The organism is Pseudomonas sp., from assembly GCF_026224925.1.
Lineage (GTDB): Bacteria > Pseudomonadota > Gammaproteobacteria > Pseudomonadales > Pseudomonadaceae > Aquipseudomonas.
Map to the genome: position 1 here is coordinate 1 of NZ_JAMFRV010000022.1, position 16,889 is coordinate 16,889.

General features: G+C 55.5%; 18 protein-coding genes. 11 read left to right on the top strand and 7 right to left on the bottom strand.

The genetic code is table 11. From position 1 onward, the window contains the following. Positions 1 to 13 precede the first annotated feature (13 nt). Positions 14 to 151, top strand: a complete 138-nt coding sequence (locus tag M0974_RS33265) for a hypothetical protein (protein WP_367278932.1) — start codon at positions 14 to 16, stop codon at positions 149 to 151. Positions 152 to 493: 342 nt separating this feature from the next. After that, the gene (locus M0974_RS01220; protein ID WP_297831599.1) at positions 494 to 1,384 is read left to right on the top strand and encodes a DMT family transporter; all 891 of its coding nucleotides are present in this window, start codon (positions 494 to 496) and stop codon (positions 1,382 to 1,384) included. On the opposite strand, the gene M0974_RS01225 is transcribed toward M0974_RS01220, so the two are convergent. The 4 genes from M0974_RS01225 to M0974_RS01240 all read right to left on the bottom strand — a co-directional run bounded on the left by M0974_RS01225 (position 1,385) and on the right by M0974_RS01240 (position 4,845). Further along, positions 1,385 to 2,602 carry an SAM-dependent methyltransferase gene (locus tag M0974_RS01225; RefSeq protein ID WP_297831602.1) on the bottom strand — a complete coding sequence of 406 codons (1,218 nt, stop codon included), beginning with the start codon at positions 2,600 to 2,602 and terminating at the stop codon, positions 1,385 to 1,387. 208 nt (positions 2,603 to 2,810) lie between these two features. Beyond that, the gene (locus tag M0974_RS01230; protein ID WP_297831605.1) at positions 2,811 to 3,428 is read right to left on the bottom strand and encodes a TPM domain-containing protein; all 618 of its coding nucleotides are present in this window, start codon (positions 3,426 to 3,428) and stop codon (positions 2,811 to 2,813) included. A gap of 68 nt (positions 3,429 to 3,496) precedes the next feature. Next, the gene (locus tag M0974_RS01235; RefSeq protein WP_297831608.1) at positions 3,497 to 4,237 is read right to left on the bottom strand and encodes a YgcG family protein; all 741 of its coding nucleotides are present in this window, start codon (positions 4,235 to 4,237) and stop codon (positions 3,497 to 3,499) included. Continuing rightward, entirely contained in the window at positions 4,237 to 4,845 is a 609-nt protein-coding gene (locus M0974_RS01240; protein ID WP_297831611.1) for a LemA family protein, read from the bottom strand. Before M0974_RS01240 ends, M0974_RS01235 begins: the two co-directional genes overlap by 1 nt. 266 nt (positions 4,846 to 5,111) lie before the next feature. On the opposite strand from M0974_RS01240, the gene bglX reads away from it, so the two are divergent. The 8 genes from bglX (at position 5,112) to M0974_RS01280 (ending at position 14,648) form a co-directional block, all read left to right on the top strand. Then, on the top strand, positions 5,112 to 7,397 hold the full coding sequence (bglX, locus tag M0974_RS01245) for a beta-glucosidase BglX (RefSeq protein ID WP_297831614.1): 2,286 nt from the start codon (positions 5,112 to 5,114) through the stop codon (positions 7,395 to 7,397). A 91-nt stretch (positions 7,398 to 7,488) separates the two neighbouring features. Continuing rightward, positions 7,489 to 9,249, top strand: a complete 1,761-nt coding sequence (locus M0974_RS01250) for an ATP-binding protein (RefSeq protein ID WP_297831617.1) — start codon at positions 7,489 to 7,491, stop codon at positions 9,247 to 9,249. A 6-nt stretch (positions 9,250 to 9,255) separates the two neighbouring features. Beyond that, complete coding sequence (locus M0974_RS01255) at positions 9,256 to 10,593, top strand: sigma-54 dependent transcriptional regulator (RefSeq protein WP_297831619.1); 1,338 nt, start codon at positions 9,256 to 9,258, stop codon at positions 10,591 to 10,593. 178 nt (positions 10,594 to 10,771) lie between these two features. After that, positions 10,772 to 12,091 (top strand): MFS transporter, encoded by a 1,320-nt coding sequence (locus M0974_RS01260; RefSeq protein ID WP_297831623.1) that lies wholly within the window; start codon positions 10,772 to 10,774, stop codon positions 12,089 to 12,091. 289 nt (positions 12,092 to 12,380) lie between these two features. Then, the gene (locus M0974_RS01265) at positions 12,381 to 12,503 is read left to right on the top strand and encodes a hypothetical protein (protein ID WP_297831626.1); all 123 of its coding nucleotides are present in this window, start codon (positions 12,381 to 12,383) and stop codon (positions 12,501 to 12,503) included. A 306-nt stretch (positions 12,504 to 12,809) separates the two neighbouring features. After that, positions 12,810 to 13,091, top strand: a complete 282-nt coding sequence (locus M0974_RS01270) for a hypothetical protein (RefSeq protein ID WP_297831629.1) — start codon at positions 12,810 to 12,812, stop codon at positions 13,089 to 13,091. A 266-nt stretch (positions 13,092 to 13,357) separates the two neighbouring features. Beyond that, complete coding sequence (locus tag M0974_RS33270; protein ID WP_367278931.1) at positions 13,358 to 13,669, top strand: hypothetical protein; 312 nt, start codon at positions 13,358 to 13,360, stop codon at positions 13,667 to 13,669. A gap of 355 nt (positions 13,670 to 14,024) precedes the next feature. Then, positions 14,025 to 14,648 (top strand): flavin reductase family protein, encoded by a 624-nt coding sequence (locus tag M0974_RS01280; protein WP_297831635.1) that lies wholly within the window; start codon positions 14,025 to 14,027, stop codon positions 14,646 to 14,648. 6 nt (positions 14,649 to 14,654) lie between these two features. Here the strand turns inward: M0974_RS01280 and M0974_RS01285 are convergent, their stop codons facing one another. Beyond that, positions 14,655 to 14,885 carry a hypothetical protein gene (locus M0974_RS01285; RefSeq protein ID WP_297831638.1) on the bottom strand — a complete coding sequence of 77 codons (231 nt, stop codon included), beginning with the start codon at positions 14,883 to 14,885 and terminating at the stop codon, positions 14,655 to 14,657. Positions 14,886 to 14,938: 53 nt separating this feature from the next. Beyond that, entirely contained in the window at positions 14,939 to 15,292 is a 354-nt protein-coding gene (locus M0974_RS01290; protein ID WP_297831641.1) for a putative quinol monooxygenase, read from the bottom strand. 339 nt (positions 15,293 to 15,631) lie between these two features. Between M0974_RS01290 and M0974_RS01295 the strand changes: the two genes are divergently transcribed. Beyond that, positions 15,632 to 16,561 (top strand): AraC family transcriptional regulator, encoded by a 930-nt coding sequence (locus M0974_RS01295; RefSeq protein WP_297831644.1) that lies wholly within the window; start codon positions 15,632 to 15,634, stop codon positions 16,559 to 16,561. A 13-nt stretch (positions 16,562 to 16,574) separates the two neighbouring features. Here M0974_RS01295 and M0974_RS01300 read toward each other — a convergent pair. After that, the coding region (locus M0974_RS01300) for a TOBE domain-containing protein (RefSeq protein ID WP_297831647.1) at positions 16,575 to 16,889 on the bottom strand (315 nt) is incomplete at its 5' end.

Below are 16,889 nucleotides of genomic sequence, written 5' to 3' on the forward strand. Positions count from 1 at the left end.
CAACAAAGTGAAGATGATCCGCCACACGGATTACCTCGGCTATTGCAACGCGCAACTGGCCACCCCCAAAGAGGCGCTGTGTGTGTTCGGCCATGCCCTCGGCAAACAGGACGCGCACATCATCGAGGCCATCAAATTGGCCAACATCTAGACCATCGCGTTTTCAATCGCTCGGCGCTGTGACGGCTTTATCCAGCAACAGAAGCGCCATTTCAGCAGCCTGTTCGCCGGACAAGGTATGACGCTGAAGTTCTATGACGCGAAGACCCATCCGCTGGGTGATCCTGCGTTATCAGTGTCGATCAAAGACCTGAACATTCCCCTGCCATCACCGAAACAGTCAGGTTCAAGGCACTGACTCAATTTTCACGAAAAGAACAATTTTGCCAACTGTACTGATAAATCTGTCGGTAGCTGTGAGGGCGTTCACGCGGGGTTTGTGGCTAGATGCTCCCTTCTTTGTATACATTCAATAACAAGGCCCATCTAGATCATGTCCTCTCGCGAAAACACCGGTATGGCTCTAGGCCTGCTCGGGGTGATTATTTTTAGCCTGACACTGCCCATGACGCGCATCGTGGTGCAAGAGGTTCACCCTTTACTCAATGGCTTAGGTCGCGCCCTGCTGGCGGCGATTCCGGCTGCGATGCTGTTATTAATCCGTCGCGAAAAATGGCCCACTTGGGCGCAAGTCAAAGGCCTGTGCTTAGTGGGTCTCGGTGTAATCATCGGCTTCCCGGTATTGTCCGCTTGGGCCATGAAGACCCTTCCCGCCTCCCACGGCGCACTAGTCAACGGCCTACAACCCTTGTGCGTAGCGATCTACGCCGCCTGGTTGTCCCATGAGCGCCCTTCCAAATCGTTTTGGGCCTGCGCCGCCTTGGGCAGTGCGTTAGTGCTGGGTTATGCCTTGATCAGCGGCGCCGGAAGCATTCAACCAGGCGATTTGTGGATGCTGGCGGCAATTGCCGTGGGGGGCTTGGGTTACGCCGAAGGCGGCAGACTGGCCAAAGAAATGGGCGGCTGGCAGGTAATTTGTTGGGCGCTGGTACTCTCGGCCCCGCTGTTGGCAGGACCGGTGATTTACCTGGCACTGCAACATCAAGGCCCCATATCGAGCGGCACGTGGTGGGCGTTTGGCTACGTGACGATCTTCTCGCAATTCATCGGCTTTTTTGCGTGGTACTCAGGCTTGGCCATGGGCGGCATTTCCAGGGTCAGTCAGGTCCAACTGCTGCAGATATTCTTCACCATCGCCTTCTCGGCGCTGTTCTTTGGTGAGCATATTGAGCCAATGACCTGGCTGTTCGCGGCGGGTGTAATCGCCACCGTGATGCTGGGGCGCAAGACCACAGTGGTTACGCCCAAAACGGTCCGTGTCTGATCAGTTGATGTAGCCGTCCGCCTGGAGCAAGGTTTCCAGGCAGTGCTCTTGAATGCCGTAAAACGTCTTCAGTTCCTGGATTTTCGCCAGCAACTCAGGTTGCTTCAGGGGCTCGGCGCGTTTGACGGCGAGGATCATTTTGTTCTTGTTGGTGTGCTCCAACGAAATGAACTCGAATACCTTGGTCTCGTAGCCACACGCTTCAAGGAGCAAGGCGCGCAGGCTGTCGGTAACCATTTCCGCCTGTTGGCCCATGTGCAAACCGTATTGCAGCATCGGCCGCAGCAAAGTCGGGCTCTGGATCTGCAAGCGGATCTGTTTATGGCAGCACGGCGAGCACATGATGATCGACGCCCCGGAGCGGATGCCCATGTGGATGGCGTAATCGGTGGCAATATCGCAGGCGTGCAACGCGATCATCACATCCAGCGCGCTCGGCGCCACACTGCGTACGTCACCGTGTTCGAATATCAGGCCCGGATGTTCCAGACGTTCGGCGGCGGTGTTGCACAAGGTCACCATGTCTTCGCGCAGTTCAACACCCGTCACATTGCCTTCGGCCTGCAGTGTGTTGCGCAGGTAATCGTGGATCGCGAACGTGAGGTAGCCCTTGCCCGAACCAAAGTCCGCAACCTTGATTGGCTGATCAAGGGCCAGCGGCGATGAGCTTAATGCGTGGGAAAACACCTCAATGAATTTATTGATCTGCTTCCACTTACGCGACATGGCCGGGATCAGCTCATGCTGTTTGTTAGTCACGCCTAGGTCGGTCAGAAACGGACGAGTCAGTTCCAGATAGCGTTTTTTCTCGCGGTCATGCTCGACAGACGGCGCTTCACGCTCTTGTTGGGCCTTGCTTTTGAACAGCGTGCTTTTGCCTTTTTTGCTGTATTCCAACTGCACTTCGTCATTCAGTGACAACAAGTGCGCGTTCTTGAAGGCGTCAGGCAGCAAGCCGGCGATCATCTCGACACCTTCGGCCAGCAAGAAATTTTTGGTGATGTCACGGGTCTTGTATCGGTAGACGAACGACAGGTGTGGCTGTTCTTTGATTGTCGTCAGCTTGATGATAATCCGCTGCAATTCCGCCTCGGACCCAACGTACTTGGCCAGCACCAGCTTAATAAACGAGTTCTGCGACAGGCTGGTGTCGAGCAGGCTCAAAAACTGCGCATGGTGATCCGGCGCGGGCTGGGTGGTAGTTGCAGTCACTGACATCGGAAAGCGCCTCGGGCGGGCTGGAAATAACGAGGCCGTATTTTAGGCGGGTTGTGAGGGATCGGTTGATTTAATTATGAATGGGCGATTGGTGGTGTGTTCTAGGGGCCTCTTCGCGAACAAGTTCGCTCCCACCGGGATTTGCGGATTTCCTGTGGGACCGAACTTGTTCGCGAAGAAGTCAACACGGTTTATCTGAAACGCCGCATCACTCCAACACCACCAACCGATTCGGCAATTCATTGCGCGTTTGCGTCACAGGCACATGGGTAGCCAGCAACTCACCGCACGATTCAATACAACTCAAGAAGCCTTTCAACGTCTCACCATCCCTGACCTGCTGGGTAAAAACATCGACGATGGCTTCCCACACGGCATCGTCCAAATGGCGGCTGATGCCCCGATCCACCAAAATTTCCACATACCGCTCGGCCTCGGAAACGAAGATCAGCACCCCGGTTTCACCCGCCGTGCGATGCAGGTTTTGTTCGAGGAACTGGCGCCGCGCCAAACTACTTGCGCGCCAGTGGCGAACGGATTCCGGGATCAATTGTGTGGTTATGGACGGCAAACGCATGATCAGCGCGGCGACGATGAACGTAGCCAATTGGGCCAATAGCAGCTGATTGGCACTGAACCAACCGCTGATGTAGCTGAGCACGCCAGGCACCAATAGCGCCACTACACCGGCCCATATCAACGGCACGTAGGCATAGTCGTCCGAGCGTGCAGCCAATACCGTGACCAGCTCAGCATCCGTCTTCAGTTCAACCCGACTGACCGCCTCGGACACCTGCCGCTGTTCGTCGTTACTCAGTAATGCCATGGTTTTAAACTCGCCTGTACATGGAGTATCACTCGCCGATGCATGGATGACGCATTCTTCCAGTATGACTACCAGCTGCCAGACGCCCCTCCTCCACCAAAACTACCGCCCCCGCCACTGAAACCACCCCCGCCGCCGCTCGACCTAGACCCGCCATAACCAAAACCACCCGCGCCGCCGATAAATCCGCCACCCCCCCAGCGACCGCCACCACCGCCACGCATGTTGATGAAGATGAAAACCAGAAACATCCCTACATACAAAAAGTCTAAGGGCAGATCGCTGGAGTCACTATCGCCTTCAGGTTCGGCGGCCGGTTCAGCCAACGGATTACCACCCAACACCTGAATCATCGCCTCGGTGCCTTGGCTGATCCCGCCCGAGAAATTTCCAGCCTTGAACGCCGGGGTGATGATCTGGTTGATGATCACCGAAGACTGGGCATCGGTCAGACGATCCTCAAGCCCATAACCGACTTCGATCCGAACCTTGTGGTCATCACGCGCCACGATTAGCAACGCCCCATTACTCTTGTCTTTCTGACCCACGCCCCATGCCCGACCAAGTTGATAGCCGTAATCTTCGATGCTGGTGCCCTGCAAGTTTGGCAACGTCACTACGACCACCTGTTCACCCGTGGTCTGCTCATGGGCTTCGAGCATCTGCGTGAGCTGCGCCTTGGTCTGGGCATCGATCAGTTGCGCGGTATCGACCACTCGTCCGGTCAACGGCGGGAACACCAATGCCGCCAAGGCAACCGAGGCACACGCTATTAACAGCCCAAACGCGCCAAGCCGCAGGGCACGCATCAGAATTTCACTTCGGGAGCTTTGTCGGCACCTTCAGTGGTGGCTTCAAAGTTCGCCCGGATCGGTAAATCGCTGTACATCACGCTGTGCCACAAGCGACCTGGGAACGTACGGATTTCAGTGTTGTAGCGCTCGACCGAGGCAATAAAATCTTTGCGGGACACGCTGATTCTGTTCTCAGTGCCTTCCAGTTGCGATTGCAATGCCAAGAAGTTCTGGTTGGATTTCAGGTCCGGGTAGCGCTCGGAGACCACCATCAATCGACTCAACGCGCCAGTCAGTTGCCCCTGAGCTTCTTGGAATTGCTTGAGCTTTTCCGGATCGTTCAAGGTGCTGGCGTCAACCTGAATTGACGTAGCCTTGGCCCGCGCTTCAATCACCGCAGTCAACGTCGCCTGCTCCTGCTTGGCGTAACCTTTGACGGTCTCCACCAAGTTGGGAATCAGGTCCGCACGCCGTTGATATTGGTTCTGCACTTGTGCCCACGCAGCTTTTACTTGCTCGTCGTAAGTGGGAATGTTGTTGATACCACAGCCCGCGAGCAGCGTGCTGATTAACATTAATGCAGTCATGGACCAACTAAAGCGATAACCCCGTGGTGTTTGCATGTTTTTGCTCCCTGTTGAGAAACTTTTTAACGCAGCCTGCAGACTGACTTTAGCCAAAATGGACGATCCCCGGCATAATCCGTCAACAACGCTGGATTGCTGACGCGCAATACGCTAAAACTCGCTGCGCTAAAGATGCTCTGCGCGACAAAGAGTTCAGTGGCGGCCCCTGCCCTGATCGACAATATGCGCAACAGACTCAATTCCCAAATTTGGCTGACCAGTACTTAACGTGAGTTGCTGAAGAACGCCTTGAGAAAATATTCATGAATAAGCTGTGTTTGCTGGGCCTCGTTGTTGGTCTGGCCAGTCACTCGGTAATGGCCGAGACCACTACCACCCCGCTAGCAAATAAGAACGCGTTCATCTCCAACCTGATGAAGCAAATGACCCTCGCTGAAAAGATCGGCCAATTGCGCCTTATCAGCATTGGGCCTGAAATGCCGCAGCCACAAATTCTTAAAGAAATTGCCGCCGGCAGAATCGGTGGCACGTTCAACTCGATCACGCGTCCAGAAAACCGTCCATTGCAACAGGCTGCTGTGGTTAACAGCCGCCTGAAGATTCCGATGTTTTTTGCCTACGACGTCGTCCACGGTCATCGCACGGCGTTTCCTATCAGCCTCGGCCTGGCCGCTAGCTGGGACATGGACGCCATCGCGCTGAGCGGTCGAGTATCCGCCAAGGAAGCGGCGGCGGATGGCCTGGACATGACCTTCGCACCGATGGTCGATATTTCCCGCGACCCACGCTGGGGCCGCAGCTCCGAAGGCTTCGGTGAAGACACCTATCTGGTGTCGCGCATCGCCAAAGTGATGGTCAACGCTTATCGCGGCGAGCATCCAGGCAGCGCCGACAGCCTGATGGCCAGCGTCAAGCACTTCGCCCTGTACGGCGCCGTTGAAGGTGGTAAGGACTACAACACCGTCGATATGAGTCCTACCCGTATGTATCAGGACTACTTGCCGCCGTATCACGCCGCTATCGATGCCGGTGCTGGCGGGGTCATGATCGCGCTTAACTCGATAAACGGTATTCCGGCCACGTCAAACACCTGGCTGTTGAAAGACTTGCTGCGTAAAGACTGGGGCTTCAAGGGCGTGACCATCAGCGACCACGGCGCCATCAAGGAATTGATTCGCCACGGCGTAGCCCGCGACGACCGTGAGGCCGCCAAGCTGGCGATCAAGGCCGGTGTCGACATGAGCATGAACGACTCGGTGTATGGCGAGCAGTTGCCAGGACTGTTGAAAGACGGCGAGATCACCCAGAACGATATCGATAGCGCGGTTCGCGAGGTATTGGGCGCCAAGTACGACATGGGCCTGTTTGCCGACCCGTTCCGCCGAATCGGTGACGCCGCTACCGACCCTATCGATACCAACGGGGAAAGCCGCTTGCACCGCGTCGAAGCCCGCGACGTCGCACGCAAGACCATGGTATTGCTGAAAAACGATAACGAAACGTTGCCATTGAAGAAGCAAGGCACCATTGCGGTCATCGGCGCGCTGGCGAAAAGCCAACTCGACATGCTGGGCAGTTGGTCTGCGGCCGGTGTTCCACACCAGTCGGTAACGGTGTTTGACGGTTTGGCCAGTGCGGTCGGCGACAAAGCCAAGCTGGTTTACGCCCGAGGCGCCAACGTTGCTGACGATCCAGCGATCATCAAATACCTGAACTTCATGGTCACCGAAGTTGAAACCGATCCGCGCCCTGCCGAAGAGATGATCGCCGAAGCGGTCAAGGTCGCGCAGCAGTCCGACGTCGTGGTTGCAGTGGTCGGCGAGTCGCGTGGGATGTCCCACGAATCGGCAAGCCGTACCAGCCTCAACCTCCCTGGCCGCCAGCAAGACCTGATTGCGGCACTCAAAGCCACCGGCAAACCGTTGGTGTTGGTGCTGATGAACGGTCGACCGCTAGCCTTGGTTAAAGAACAGCAACAAGCTGATGCAATGCTGGAAACCTGGTTCCCCGGCACTGAAGGCGGTAACGCCGTGGCCGACGTGCTGTTCGGCGACTACAACCCGTCCGGCAAACTGGCCATGACGTTCCCGCGCTCAATCGGTCAGTTGCCGGTGTACTACGCGCATTTGAACACCGGTCGCCCGTTGATGCCGGGTAAGCCTGGCAACTACACCTCGCAATATTTTGAAGAAACCAACGGCCCGCTCTTCCCGTTCGGTTATGGCCTGAGCTACACCCAATTCAGCCTGTCTGACGTGACACTGTCTGCCAAAGACATGAAGCGCGGTGGCACCTTGACCGCCAGCGTCACCCTGAAAAACACCGGAAAAGTCGATGGGGCCACCGTGGTGCAGCTTTATCTGCATGACGTCGCCGCCTCCATCAGCCGTCCGGTGAAAGAGCTGAAGAATTTCCAGAAAGTCATGCTGAAAGCCGGTGAAGAGAAAGTCGTCACCTTCACCCTCAGCGAAGAAGATCTGAAATTCTTCAATCCTGCGTTGAAATTCGTTGCTGAACCGGGCGAATTCAACGTGATGATCGGCCTCGACTCTTCAGACGTAAAACAGCAGAGCTTTAACTTGCTGTAACAATTGCTGCCGAATGCGCAGTTCCGCCCCGGAACTGCGCTGCAGTCAGCGCATGCTAAGGTGCCCGCCGGTTCCTTGCGTCTTAGTCACCATGCTCCCTACTTCTCGCCGTGCTCGCCTGTTTATCTCTGTGCTGCTGATCCTTGCTGGCGCAGTGCTGGCGGCTGGATGGGCGGTTCGTCAAGCCGAGCGGCATGCCATGGCCGATGATGCTGCCCGAGCGGGTGGCCAACTGGTGTTGTATGGCAACACGTTGCAGACGTTAATCGAACGTTATCGGGCGTTGCCTGCGGTCTTGGCGCTGGACCCTGAGATACGCTCGGCGCTGCTTGGACCTGTAAGTCCAGAGGCCCAGGATGCGTTGAATCGCCGGTTGGAAAAGATCAACGGCGCGGCACAATCGTCGACCCTGGAGTTACTGGATCGCAACGGTCTCGCGGTCGGCGCCAGCAACTGGCGGCTGCCAAGTAGTTACGTCGGTCATAACTACGGCTTTCGACCGTATTTCCTGCAGACCAAAGCCCAAGGCGTCGGGCGCTTCTATGCGGTAGGCGTGACCAGCGGGATCCCCGGTTATTTCCTGTCCAACGCAGTGACCAACGATGCGGGGGAATTTCTGGGCGCCATGGTGGTGAAGCTGGAGTTTCCCGATCTGGAGCGCGAATGGGGCCAGGGTGACGATCTGCTGTTGCTCAGCGATGCAAAAGGCATCGTTTTTATCGCCAATCAAAGCGGTTGGCGATACCGCGAATTGCTTCCGATACCCGCCAGTGATCGCGCCGAACTGGCCGCCACACGGCAATACGACAAACAGCCGCTGTCGCCACTCCAAAGCCACGTGCTTCGCGAATTCAGTGGCACCAGCCATTTGACCCGAATAGAGGGTCCGGACGGAACGGCGGACTATCTGTGGGAATCGTTACCGATGGCCGCTGAAGGCTGGACGCTGCATCTACTTCGCAAACCGCAACTGCTCGCGGAAGACACACGCAATGCCGCCTTGGCGGCAGCAGGTACGTGGCTAACGTTGGTTTTCCTTGGGCTTTTCCTCTATCAACGCTGGCGCTTGGCACGCTTGCGTCAGCGTAGCCGCGAAGAGTTGGAGCGATTGGTTGAGGAGCGCACCCGTGACCTTCGCACCGCTCAAGATGGATTGGTGCAGTCGGCCAAACTGGCAGCGCTGGGGCAGATGTCCGCAGCGTTGGCCCACGAGATCAATCAACCGCTGACGACCCAACGCATGCAATTGGCGACCTTGCGTCTGCTGCTGGATCACGGCCGGATCGACGATGCGTATAAAGCACTGGGTCCGCTCGATCAGCAACTAACGCGCATGGCGGCGTTGACCGGGCATCTGAAAACCTTCGCCCGCAAAAGCCCCAGTGGTTTGCGCGAGCGGCTGGATTTGGCGGCAGTGGTTGATCAAGCGTTGTTATTACTTGAACCGCGATTCCGTGACGAAGGTGTCAGTACGGTACTCGATATGGCCCGTCCGGCCTTTGTACGCGGTGATGCTATCCGTCTGGAGCAAGTGTTGATCAATTTGCTGCGCAATGCTCTGGACGCCATGCGCGACAAGCCGGTCAAGCGACTTGAGGTGCGTATAGAACCTGATTCCAAACCGCAGCATTGGCGCCTTACGGTCAGCGACAGTGGTGACGGTATTGCCGAGGAACATTTGGCAAGTATTTTTGACCCGTTCTTCACCACCAAACCCGTGGGCGATGGCCTAGGGTTGGGATTGGCCGTTTCCTACGCGATCGTTCATGAAACCGGCGGCACACTAAGCGCCGACAACCAAGGCGACGGCGCACGCTTCACGCTTACTTTACCCACAGAAACCGAGGCCTGATCTCACATGTTGAATGCAGTCATTGTGGTCGACGATGAAGTCAGCATCCGCGAAGCCGTCCAGCAATGGCTGACGCTTTCGGGTTTTAGCGTGCAGGTATACGGCCGTGCAGAAGACTGTCTGGCGGAGTTGCCCGAGCATTTTCCGGGGGTCATCCTTAGCGATGTGCGCATGCCGGGCATGGGTGGCTTGGAGTTTCTTGATCGTCTGCAACGCTTGGATCCAGACTTACCGGTTATTTTGCTGACCGGCCATGGTGACGTCCCAATGGCGGTGGATGCCATACGTGATGGGGCCTATGATTTTCTGGAAAAACCCTTTAGCCCGGAAATACTGCTGAGAATCCTGCGTAGGGCGTTAGATAAGCGCCAATTGGTGCTGGAAAATCACCGACTGCATGAGCAGGCAGATGCGAAATCCAGACTGGACGCCACCTTGCTCGGTACCGCGCCGAGTCTGCAGGTGTTGCGCAAGCAAGTGCTGGAGCTGTCGCAGTTGCCGGTTAATGTAGTAATTCGCGGCGAAACGGGCAGCGGCAAAGAATTGGTCGCGCGCTGCCTGCATGACTTCGGCCCGCGCGCGGGCAAGCCGTTTGTTGCACTCAATTGTGCCGCGATTCCCGAGCAATTGTTCGAAGCGGAGCTGTTCGGGCACGAAAGTGGAGCCTTCACCGGTGCGCAAGGTAAGCGTATTGGCAAACTTGAATACGCCGACGGTGGCACGTTGTTTCTCGACGAGATCGAAAGCATGCCGCTGGCGCAGCAGGTCAAGCTGTTGCGCGTGCTGCAAGAGCAGCGCCTCGAACGATTGGGCTCCAACCAGAGCATCCCCATCGATATTCGGATCATTGCTGCGACCAAGCCGGACTTGTTGGACGAAGCGCGAGCCGGACGTTTTCGTGAAGACCTTGCGTATCGCTTGAACGTCGCGGAGCTGCGTTTACCACCGCTGCGTGAGCGTCGTGAAGACATACCCCTGCTGTTTTCACATTTTGCCCGTGCCGCCGCCGAACGTCTGGGTCGTAAAGCGCCGGTGCTGAGCGGCGCCGAACTGAGTCATTTATTGAGTCATGATTGGCTGGGCAACGTTCGTGAGCTGGCCAATGCAGCAGAGCGTCAGGTGTTGGGGTTGAGCCAGGCACAACCCTTGACCATCGAGTCAGGGCAATCCTTGGCGGCGCAACAGGAAGCGTTTGAAGCGCATTGTTTGCGTGCTGCCTTGCTCAGGCACAAAGGTGACATCAAGGCAGTGCTCACCGAGCTGCAACTGCCGCGCAGAACCCTCAACGAAAAGATGCAGCGCCATGGCCTGCTGCGGGAAATGTTTTTGCCGTCTTCCGAATGACCGTCTTGATAGGCAACTTTCCGCTTACTGAAGCGACTGCAGTAAGCGGATTTTTGCCTAGCAAACCCGGCGCCCCCCTCTAGATAGGCCCTCCACAGCCTGGCATAGCTCCTGCAATAGGACTATCCAGGCTGCGCTCCCGTGCGCCCCACTAAAAACAATGACTTAAGGATCCTTGATGGATACCCCAAACGCTATAACTGCAGGGGCGACTGTCGCGCCAACCAAAGAAAAGACCACCGGCAGCCGTCTGAAATCAATTTTCAGTGGCTCAGTCGGTAACATGGTCGAGTGGTACGACTGGTACGTTTACGCCGCGTTCTCGCTGTACTTCGCTAAATCGTTCTTCCCCCAAGGTGACACCACCGCCCAATTGCTCAACACCGCTGCGATCTTCGCCGTGGGCTTTTTGATGCGTCCAATCGGCGGTTGGCTGATGGGTATGTACGCCGACCGCAAGGGGCGTAAAGCCGCGTTGATGGCATCGGTACTGTTGATGTGCTTCGGCTCGCTGATCATCGCCTTGACCCCGAGCTACGCGGTCATTGGCGTCGGTGCACCGATTCTGCTGGTGTTTGCCCGCCTGTTGCAGGGGCTGTCCGTAGGCGGTGAATACGGCACTTCCGCCACCTACTTGAGCGAGATGGCGACCAAAGAACGCCGTGGCTTCTTCTCCAGCTTCCAGTACGTCACCTTGATTTCTGGGCAGCTTATCGCCTTGGGCGTGTTGATCGTCTTGCAGCAAACCCTGACCACCGAGCAGTTGTACGCATGGGGCTGGCGCATCCCGTTTGTCATCGGCGCACTGTGTGCCGTGGTCGCCCTGTACCTGCGTCGTGGCATGGAAGAAACCGAGTCGTTCACCAAGAAAAAAGTGCAGAAAGAAAGCTCGATGCGCATCTTGATGCGCCATCCAAAAGAATTGATGACCGTCGTCGGCTTGACCATGGGCGGCACTCTGGCTTTTTATACCTACACCACCTACATGCAGAAGTACTTGGTGAATACCGTCGGCATGAGCATCACCGACTCGACCACCATATCGGCAGCCACATTATTTCTATTTATGTGCATACAACCGTTGGTGGGTGCGCTGTCTGACAAGATCGGGCGACGTCCAATCCTGATCGCATTCGGCGTGCTCGGCACCCTGTTCACGGTGCCAATCCTCACCACACTGCATACCGTACAAAGCTGGTGGGGCGCGTTTTTCCTGATCATGGCGGCGCTGATTATCGTCAGCGGCTACACCTCGATCAACGCCGTGGTAAAGGCTGAGTTGTTCCCTACCGAGATCCGTGCGCTGGGCGTGGGCTTGCCTTATGCCTTGACTGTTTCGATCTTCGGCGGCACCGCTGAATACCTCGCTTTGTGGTTCAAAAGCATCGGAATGGAGACCGGTTACTACTGGTATGTAACTGCCTGCATTGCCGTGTCACTGCTGGTTTACGTGTTCATGAAAGACACCCGCAAGCACTCGCGGATTGAGACCGACTGAGGTCGACGATCGATTTTCGATCAACACTCAGCGTGAATATAAAGGGGCGGCCACAGCTCAGTGGGCCGTCCCTTTTACGTTGCACCTGCGTAAACACCTGATGTGAGCCGGCTTTCAGAACTATTAATTTCAGCAATATTCGGTAACACCCCGAATGAGTTCTCAAAAAAAACGAGCGGCGTAGCATCCAACGCATACCCACTCACAAACGCTCACAACAACCCGGAACCCCCACCAGAAGGTGCTGACCGAATTGCTGCTGATGGCTATGACTCGATAGGTGCATATCATGTTGCTGCTAATGGCTTTAATCACATCGGTGCAAACAACATTACTGCTAATGGTCTTGACCACATTTCTGCTGACCGGATTGTTGCTGACCGTGCTGATCACTTGGGCGTTGAAGGCCTAGCCGAGACACCGCTACACCCGTCTCGATGTCCGTTCCTTTGATCCCGCATCCCGTATCCATCAGCCCACACTTTTGTCGGGCTAAATTTTGCCTGTTAAAAAAGTTCACAACCAAAACCTTACGGGTCGCTGAAACGGTTCTTCAGCTCAGTACTAGTGGCTTTAAGCCATTGAATAATAACTAATTATTTGCACTATCAATTCCAACGATAATCGATAGCACGCTTATTAACTTCTTAAGAAAATCCAGCGGCGTAAAATTCACTCCATCGCAACACAGAACTACCCCTACATAGGAGCAACCAAAATGAAAACTTCAAAACTGATTTTCGGCATCGCTTTCTCGGTATTGGCTAGCACAACCTTTGCCCTCCCAGCTTTCGCAGAAGGCGGCTCAGCTCACACCAACGCTAGCGCGGCTCGTGTAACTTCCGACGGCGCTGACCACGTTGGAGCTAACCGCTTGGCTTCCGACGGTGCAGATCATGTCGGTGCAAACCGTCAAGCTGCAGATGGTGCTGATCACGTTGGTGCAAACCGCCTGGCTTCAGACGGCGCTGATCATGTTGGTGCTAATCGCACTAGCTAATCGCTTCAATTATTCCTCCCAGCCCGGCTTTTGCCGGGCTTAATTTTGGGCGAAGGAAAAGTATCGGGTGAAGACCTTAAGTGTAGGGTTCGGGTTCTTACAGCGGTTTGCATTCCAACGCTAAGTCATTGAAATAACTAAAATATCCGCACTATCAATTTCAGCAATATTCGCTACCAATCGGATTGACTTCTTAATAAAACAGCGCGGCGTAAAATCAATCTCACACCCAGTTAAACAACTAAATGTACGTCGGAGCAACTAACATGAAAACTTCAAAAATGATCGTTGGCTTGGCTTTCTCAGTCTTGGCTAGTAGCGCTTTTGCTCTTCCCGTTTTTGCAGAAAATAATTTAGCGACTCAGGCTGTTCAGGTAGCTGCTGACGGCGCTGATCACGTAGGCGCAAACCGCGTAGCTGCTGATGGCGCTGACCACGTAGGCGCAAACCGCGTAGCCGCTGATGGTGCTGACCATGTTGGTGCTAACCGCGTAGCCGCTGATGGCGCTGACCACGTTGGTGCTAACCGCCTGGCTTCAGACGGTGCCGATCATGTTGGTGCTAATCGCACTAGCTAATCGCTTCAACTATTCCTCCCAGCCCGGCTTTTGCCGGGCTTAATTTTGGGCGAAGGAAAAGTATGGAAATGCCGAAAACCCTGTGGGAGATGCCCAAATCCGGCGGCATGCTGAGATTTGGGTGGGACCGGGAAGCAGACGACTAGGTGCATCAGTCATACCGCGGCGCTGCCTTCGCGAACAAGTTCGCTCCCACCGGATTGCCCTCAAACATAGAATCTTCCGCAGTTCACAATCTCGACATGGCGCGTCGTCCATGTCGCCGCTAATGGCATGAAAATGTGGAAACTGCGGTCATTGCCTTGCACTATGACAACCTTAATCTTTAGCCGCCGCTGTCATCAGGAAGCCCTTTATGTCAGATGATATTCATTTCTACGAACCCACTAAGGGGCATGGCCTTCCCCATGATCCGTTCAACTCCATCATTGGCCCACGGCCTATTGGGTGGATTTCTTCGCAGGACGCACAGGGCCGTTTGAATCTCGCCCCGTACAGTTTTTTCAACGGTTTTAACTATGTGCCGCCGATCATTGGTTTCAGCAGTATCGGTCGCAAGGACAGCTTGAGGAATATTGAGGAAACCGGCGAGTTCGTCTGGAATCTTGCGACGCGTTCGTTGGCTGAAGCCATGAACCAGAGCTGCGCCCCCGTAGGTCCGGAAGTCGACGAGTTCCAATTGGCAAACCTGACGCCGGTTGCATCGCGCATTGTGAAAGCACCGCGTGTGCTGGAGACACCGGTTTCGTTTGAATGCAAAGTTACGCAGATCGTCCAATTGCAACGCGTCGACAAAACGTTGATACCCACCTGGTTGGTACTGGGCGAGGTAGTGGCTGTTCACATCGCGAAATCAATGCTTAAAGACGGTATCTACGACACGGCGTCGGCCGAGCATATTTTGCGTGGAGGCGGTCCGGCTGATTACTTCAAAATCGACCCTAAATCACTGTTTAAGATGTACCGCCCCAAAAGCTGATTCGATTTAAAATACCAACTCACCGTCAGCATCGACATCGACCAGTCGCGCCAATTCTTCAGATGCGGCTTGGTCGGCTTCGTGCGCCGTCTTGAACTTTTGCTCATCAAGTACCCGATGGAAACGTGGTGCGCCCCCGGCGTGGTGGGCCTTCACCGCAATTGCTGCGCTGTAGCCACCCTCTCCCGGCATCACTGCGGAAACGGCCTCGACGTCTTTGAATTCTTTACGTGCCATGCGGCTCATCCTGCCTATTGATCAATTGCAGCAATTCTACCGTTTTAACGCGATCAACCGGCCAACTGCTGCATTGGCGGCTGATAATTGGCCTTCGCCTGCACAGAGGTCACGTGTTGAAAGGTCTGAAAATCCAGGCTGCTGACAATCAATTGCTGAACCAGTTCGGCAAAAACACTCAACTCGGGTGTTTCGAACCAGGCACTCATCATCTCTTCGCTAGCCCACATACCTGACACGACCCACATATCGGGTTCGTGCAGTGACTGCTGCAACGAAAACTGCAAGCAGCCCGGGGCGTTCAATGCAGGTTCGATCAAGCTGCTCAAGCGCACGCCCAGTTGCTCACTGCGGCCGGTAGAAGCGCGGGCAAAGGCAAGATGGCTGACGGGATTTGGCTTATGCATGGGTCTGCACTCCTGAGTGCGAACGCTTTTATAAGGGATGTGAAGCGGCGTTCTACAGCAGCAGAGATTAGGGTCCAGGCCAATTTTTCGTTAGCCAATTTCTGCCAGCTTATTGCCTATTACTGCACCAAGGTGTTTGCTCCCCCTGATGAGCGCAGGATGAGAGGCCCCCAGTTTTGCGTAGCATTGAGCAAGTTCAATGCGCCCGGATGCCCATTTCTTCGCTTCCCACTCACCAGCCGACAGAATCAGGCAAGCATCGGGCAGGATTCAGATAACGCTTTTCGTTGCACAAAAATAAACTGTGCGTCGTCAATGGACCATTAGAGGACTCGAAGCATGTCGCAGAGTGAGAGCTTTCACGCTCAGGTAGACGATGACATGGAGAAGCAGCGGGCCGAGTTGGTCTCCATCATCAAACGCTTCGCACCCGAAGATGGCGTTTTTCCTACGACCATCCCGCAGTTGCACATGGTCTGCCATGACCGACCGATTGACTCATTCCCGACCCTGGTGCAGCCGGCGCTGTGCATCCTCGCTCAAGGCAGTAAGGACGTAAGGCTCGGTGAAGAGAATTACACCTACGACCCGTTGAACTACATGGTGATCTCGGTCGCGATGCCGATCAGTGGCTGCATCCAACATGCGACCCCGGCGAGCCCAAATTTGGCGCTGCGCATCGATATCGATCCGGTGCAGATCAATGCACTGATCGCCGAAGCAGGACCGATGAGTGTGCCCACTCGCCCCACAGGACGCGGTCTGTACATTGAGAAAATCGACACCCAGTTGCTCGACGCGGTGCTGCGCCTGACGCGCTTGCTGTCCACGCCCAAAGACATCGCCATGCTTGCGCCGTTGATCCAGCGCGAAATCATTTACCGGTTGTTACGCAGTCAACAAGGCCATCGGTTGTATGAAATTGCGATTGCCGACAGTCAGACCCATCGCGTTACCCAAGCGATCAAATGGCTCAACAGCCATTACGAACAGCCCATGCGCATCGAAGATCTGGCACGCGAAGTGAACCTGAGCGTGTCGACCCTGCACCATCGGTTTAAATCGGTAACGGCCATGAGCCCGCTGCAATACCAGAAACAATTGCGCTTGCAAGAGGCCCGTCGGTTGATGCTCGCCGACGGGCTAGACGCGTCAGCGGCAGGGTATCGAGTGGGCTATGAAAGCCCTTCGCAATTTAGCCGCGAGTACAGCCGCCAATTTGGCGCACCACCGTCGCGCGACCTGGCGCGGTTGCGCCAAAGCGTTTGATTGCGCACCGTCTTCAGGCCGCTAATACCCGGCATGCATCAGCGGGAATGGTGACCGAAACCGGATGACCGATGGCGAGCCCAAAGCATTGGTTTGGTGTACTGAGGGCGGTGAGTGAAACGCCAGCGCACTCGACAGTGGTTTCGATAGTTGCACCAATGTCGCGGACGAAAGTAACGGTGCCCAGTAGACGATTACCTGATGTTGGCAACGGTGAAGACAACTGCAGATCTTCGGGTCGCACCAACATTTTGATACTGGCGCCGACTTCGATACCGCTGCTGATCGGTACATCCAGGGCTTCGCCACCCGGCAAGCCGACCTGGCC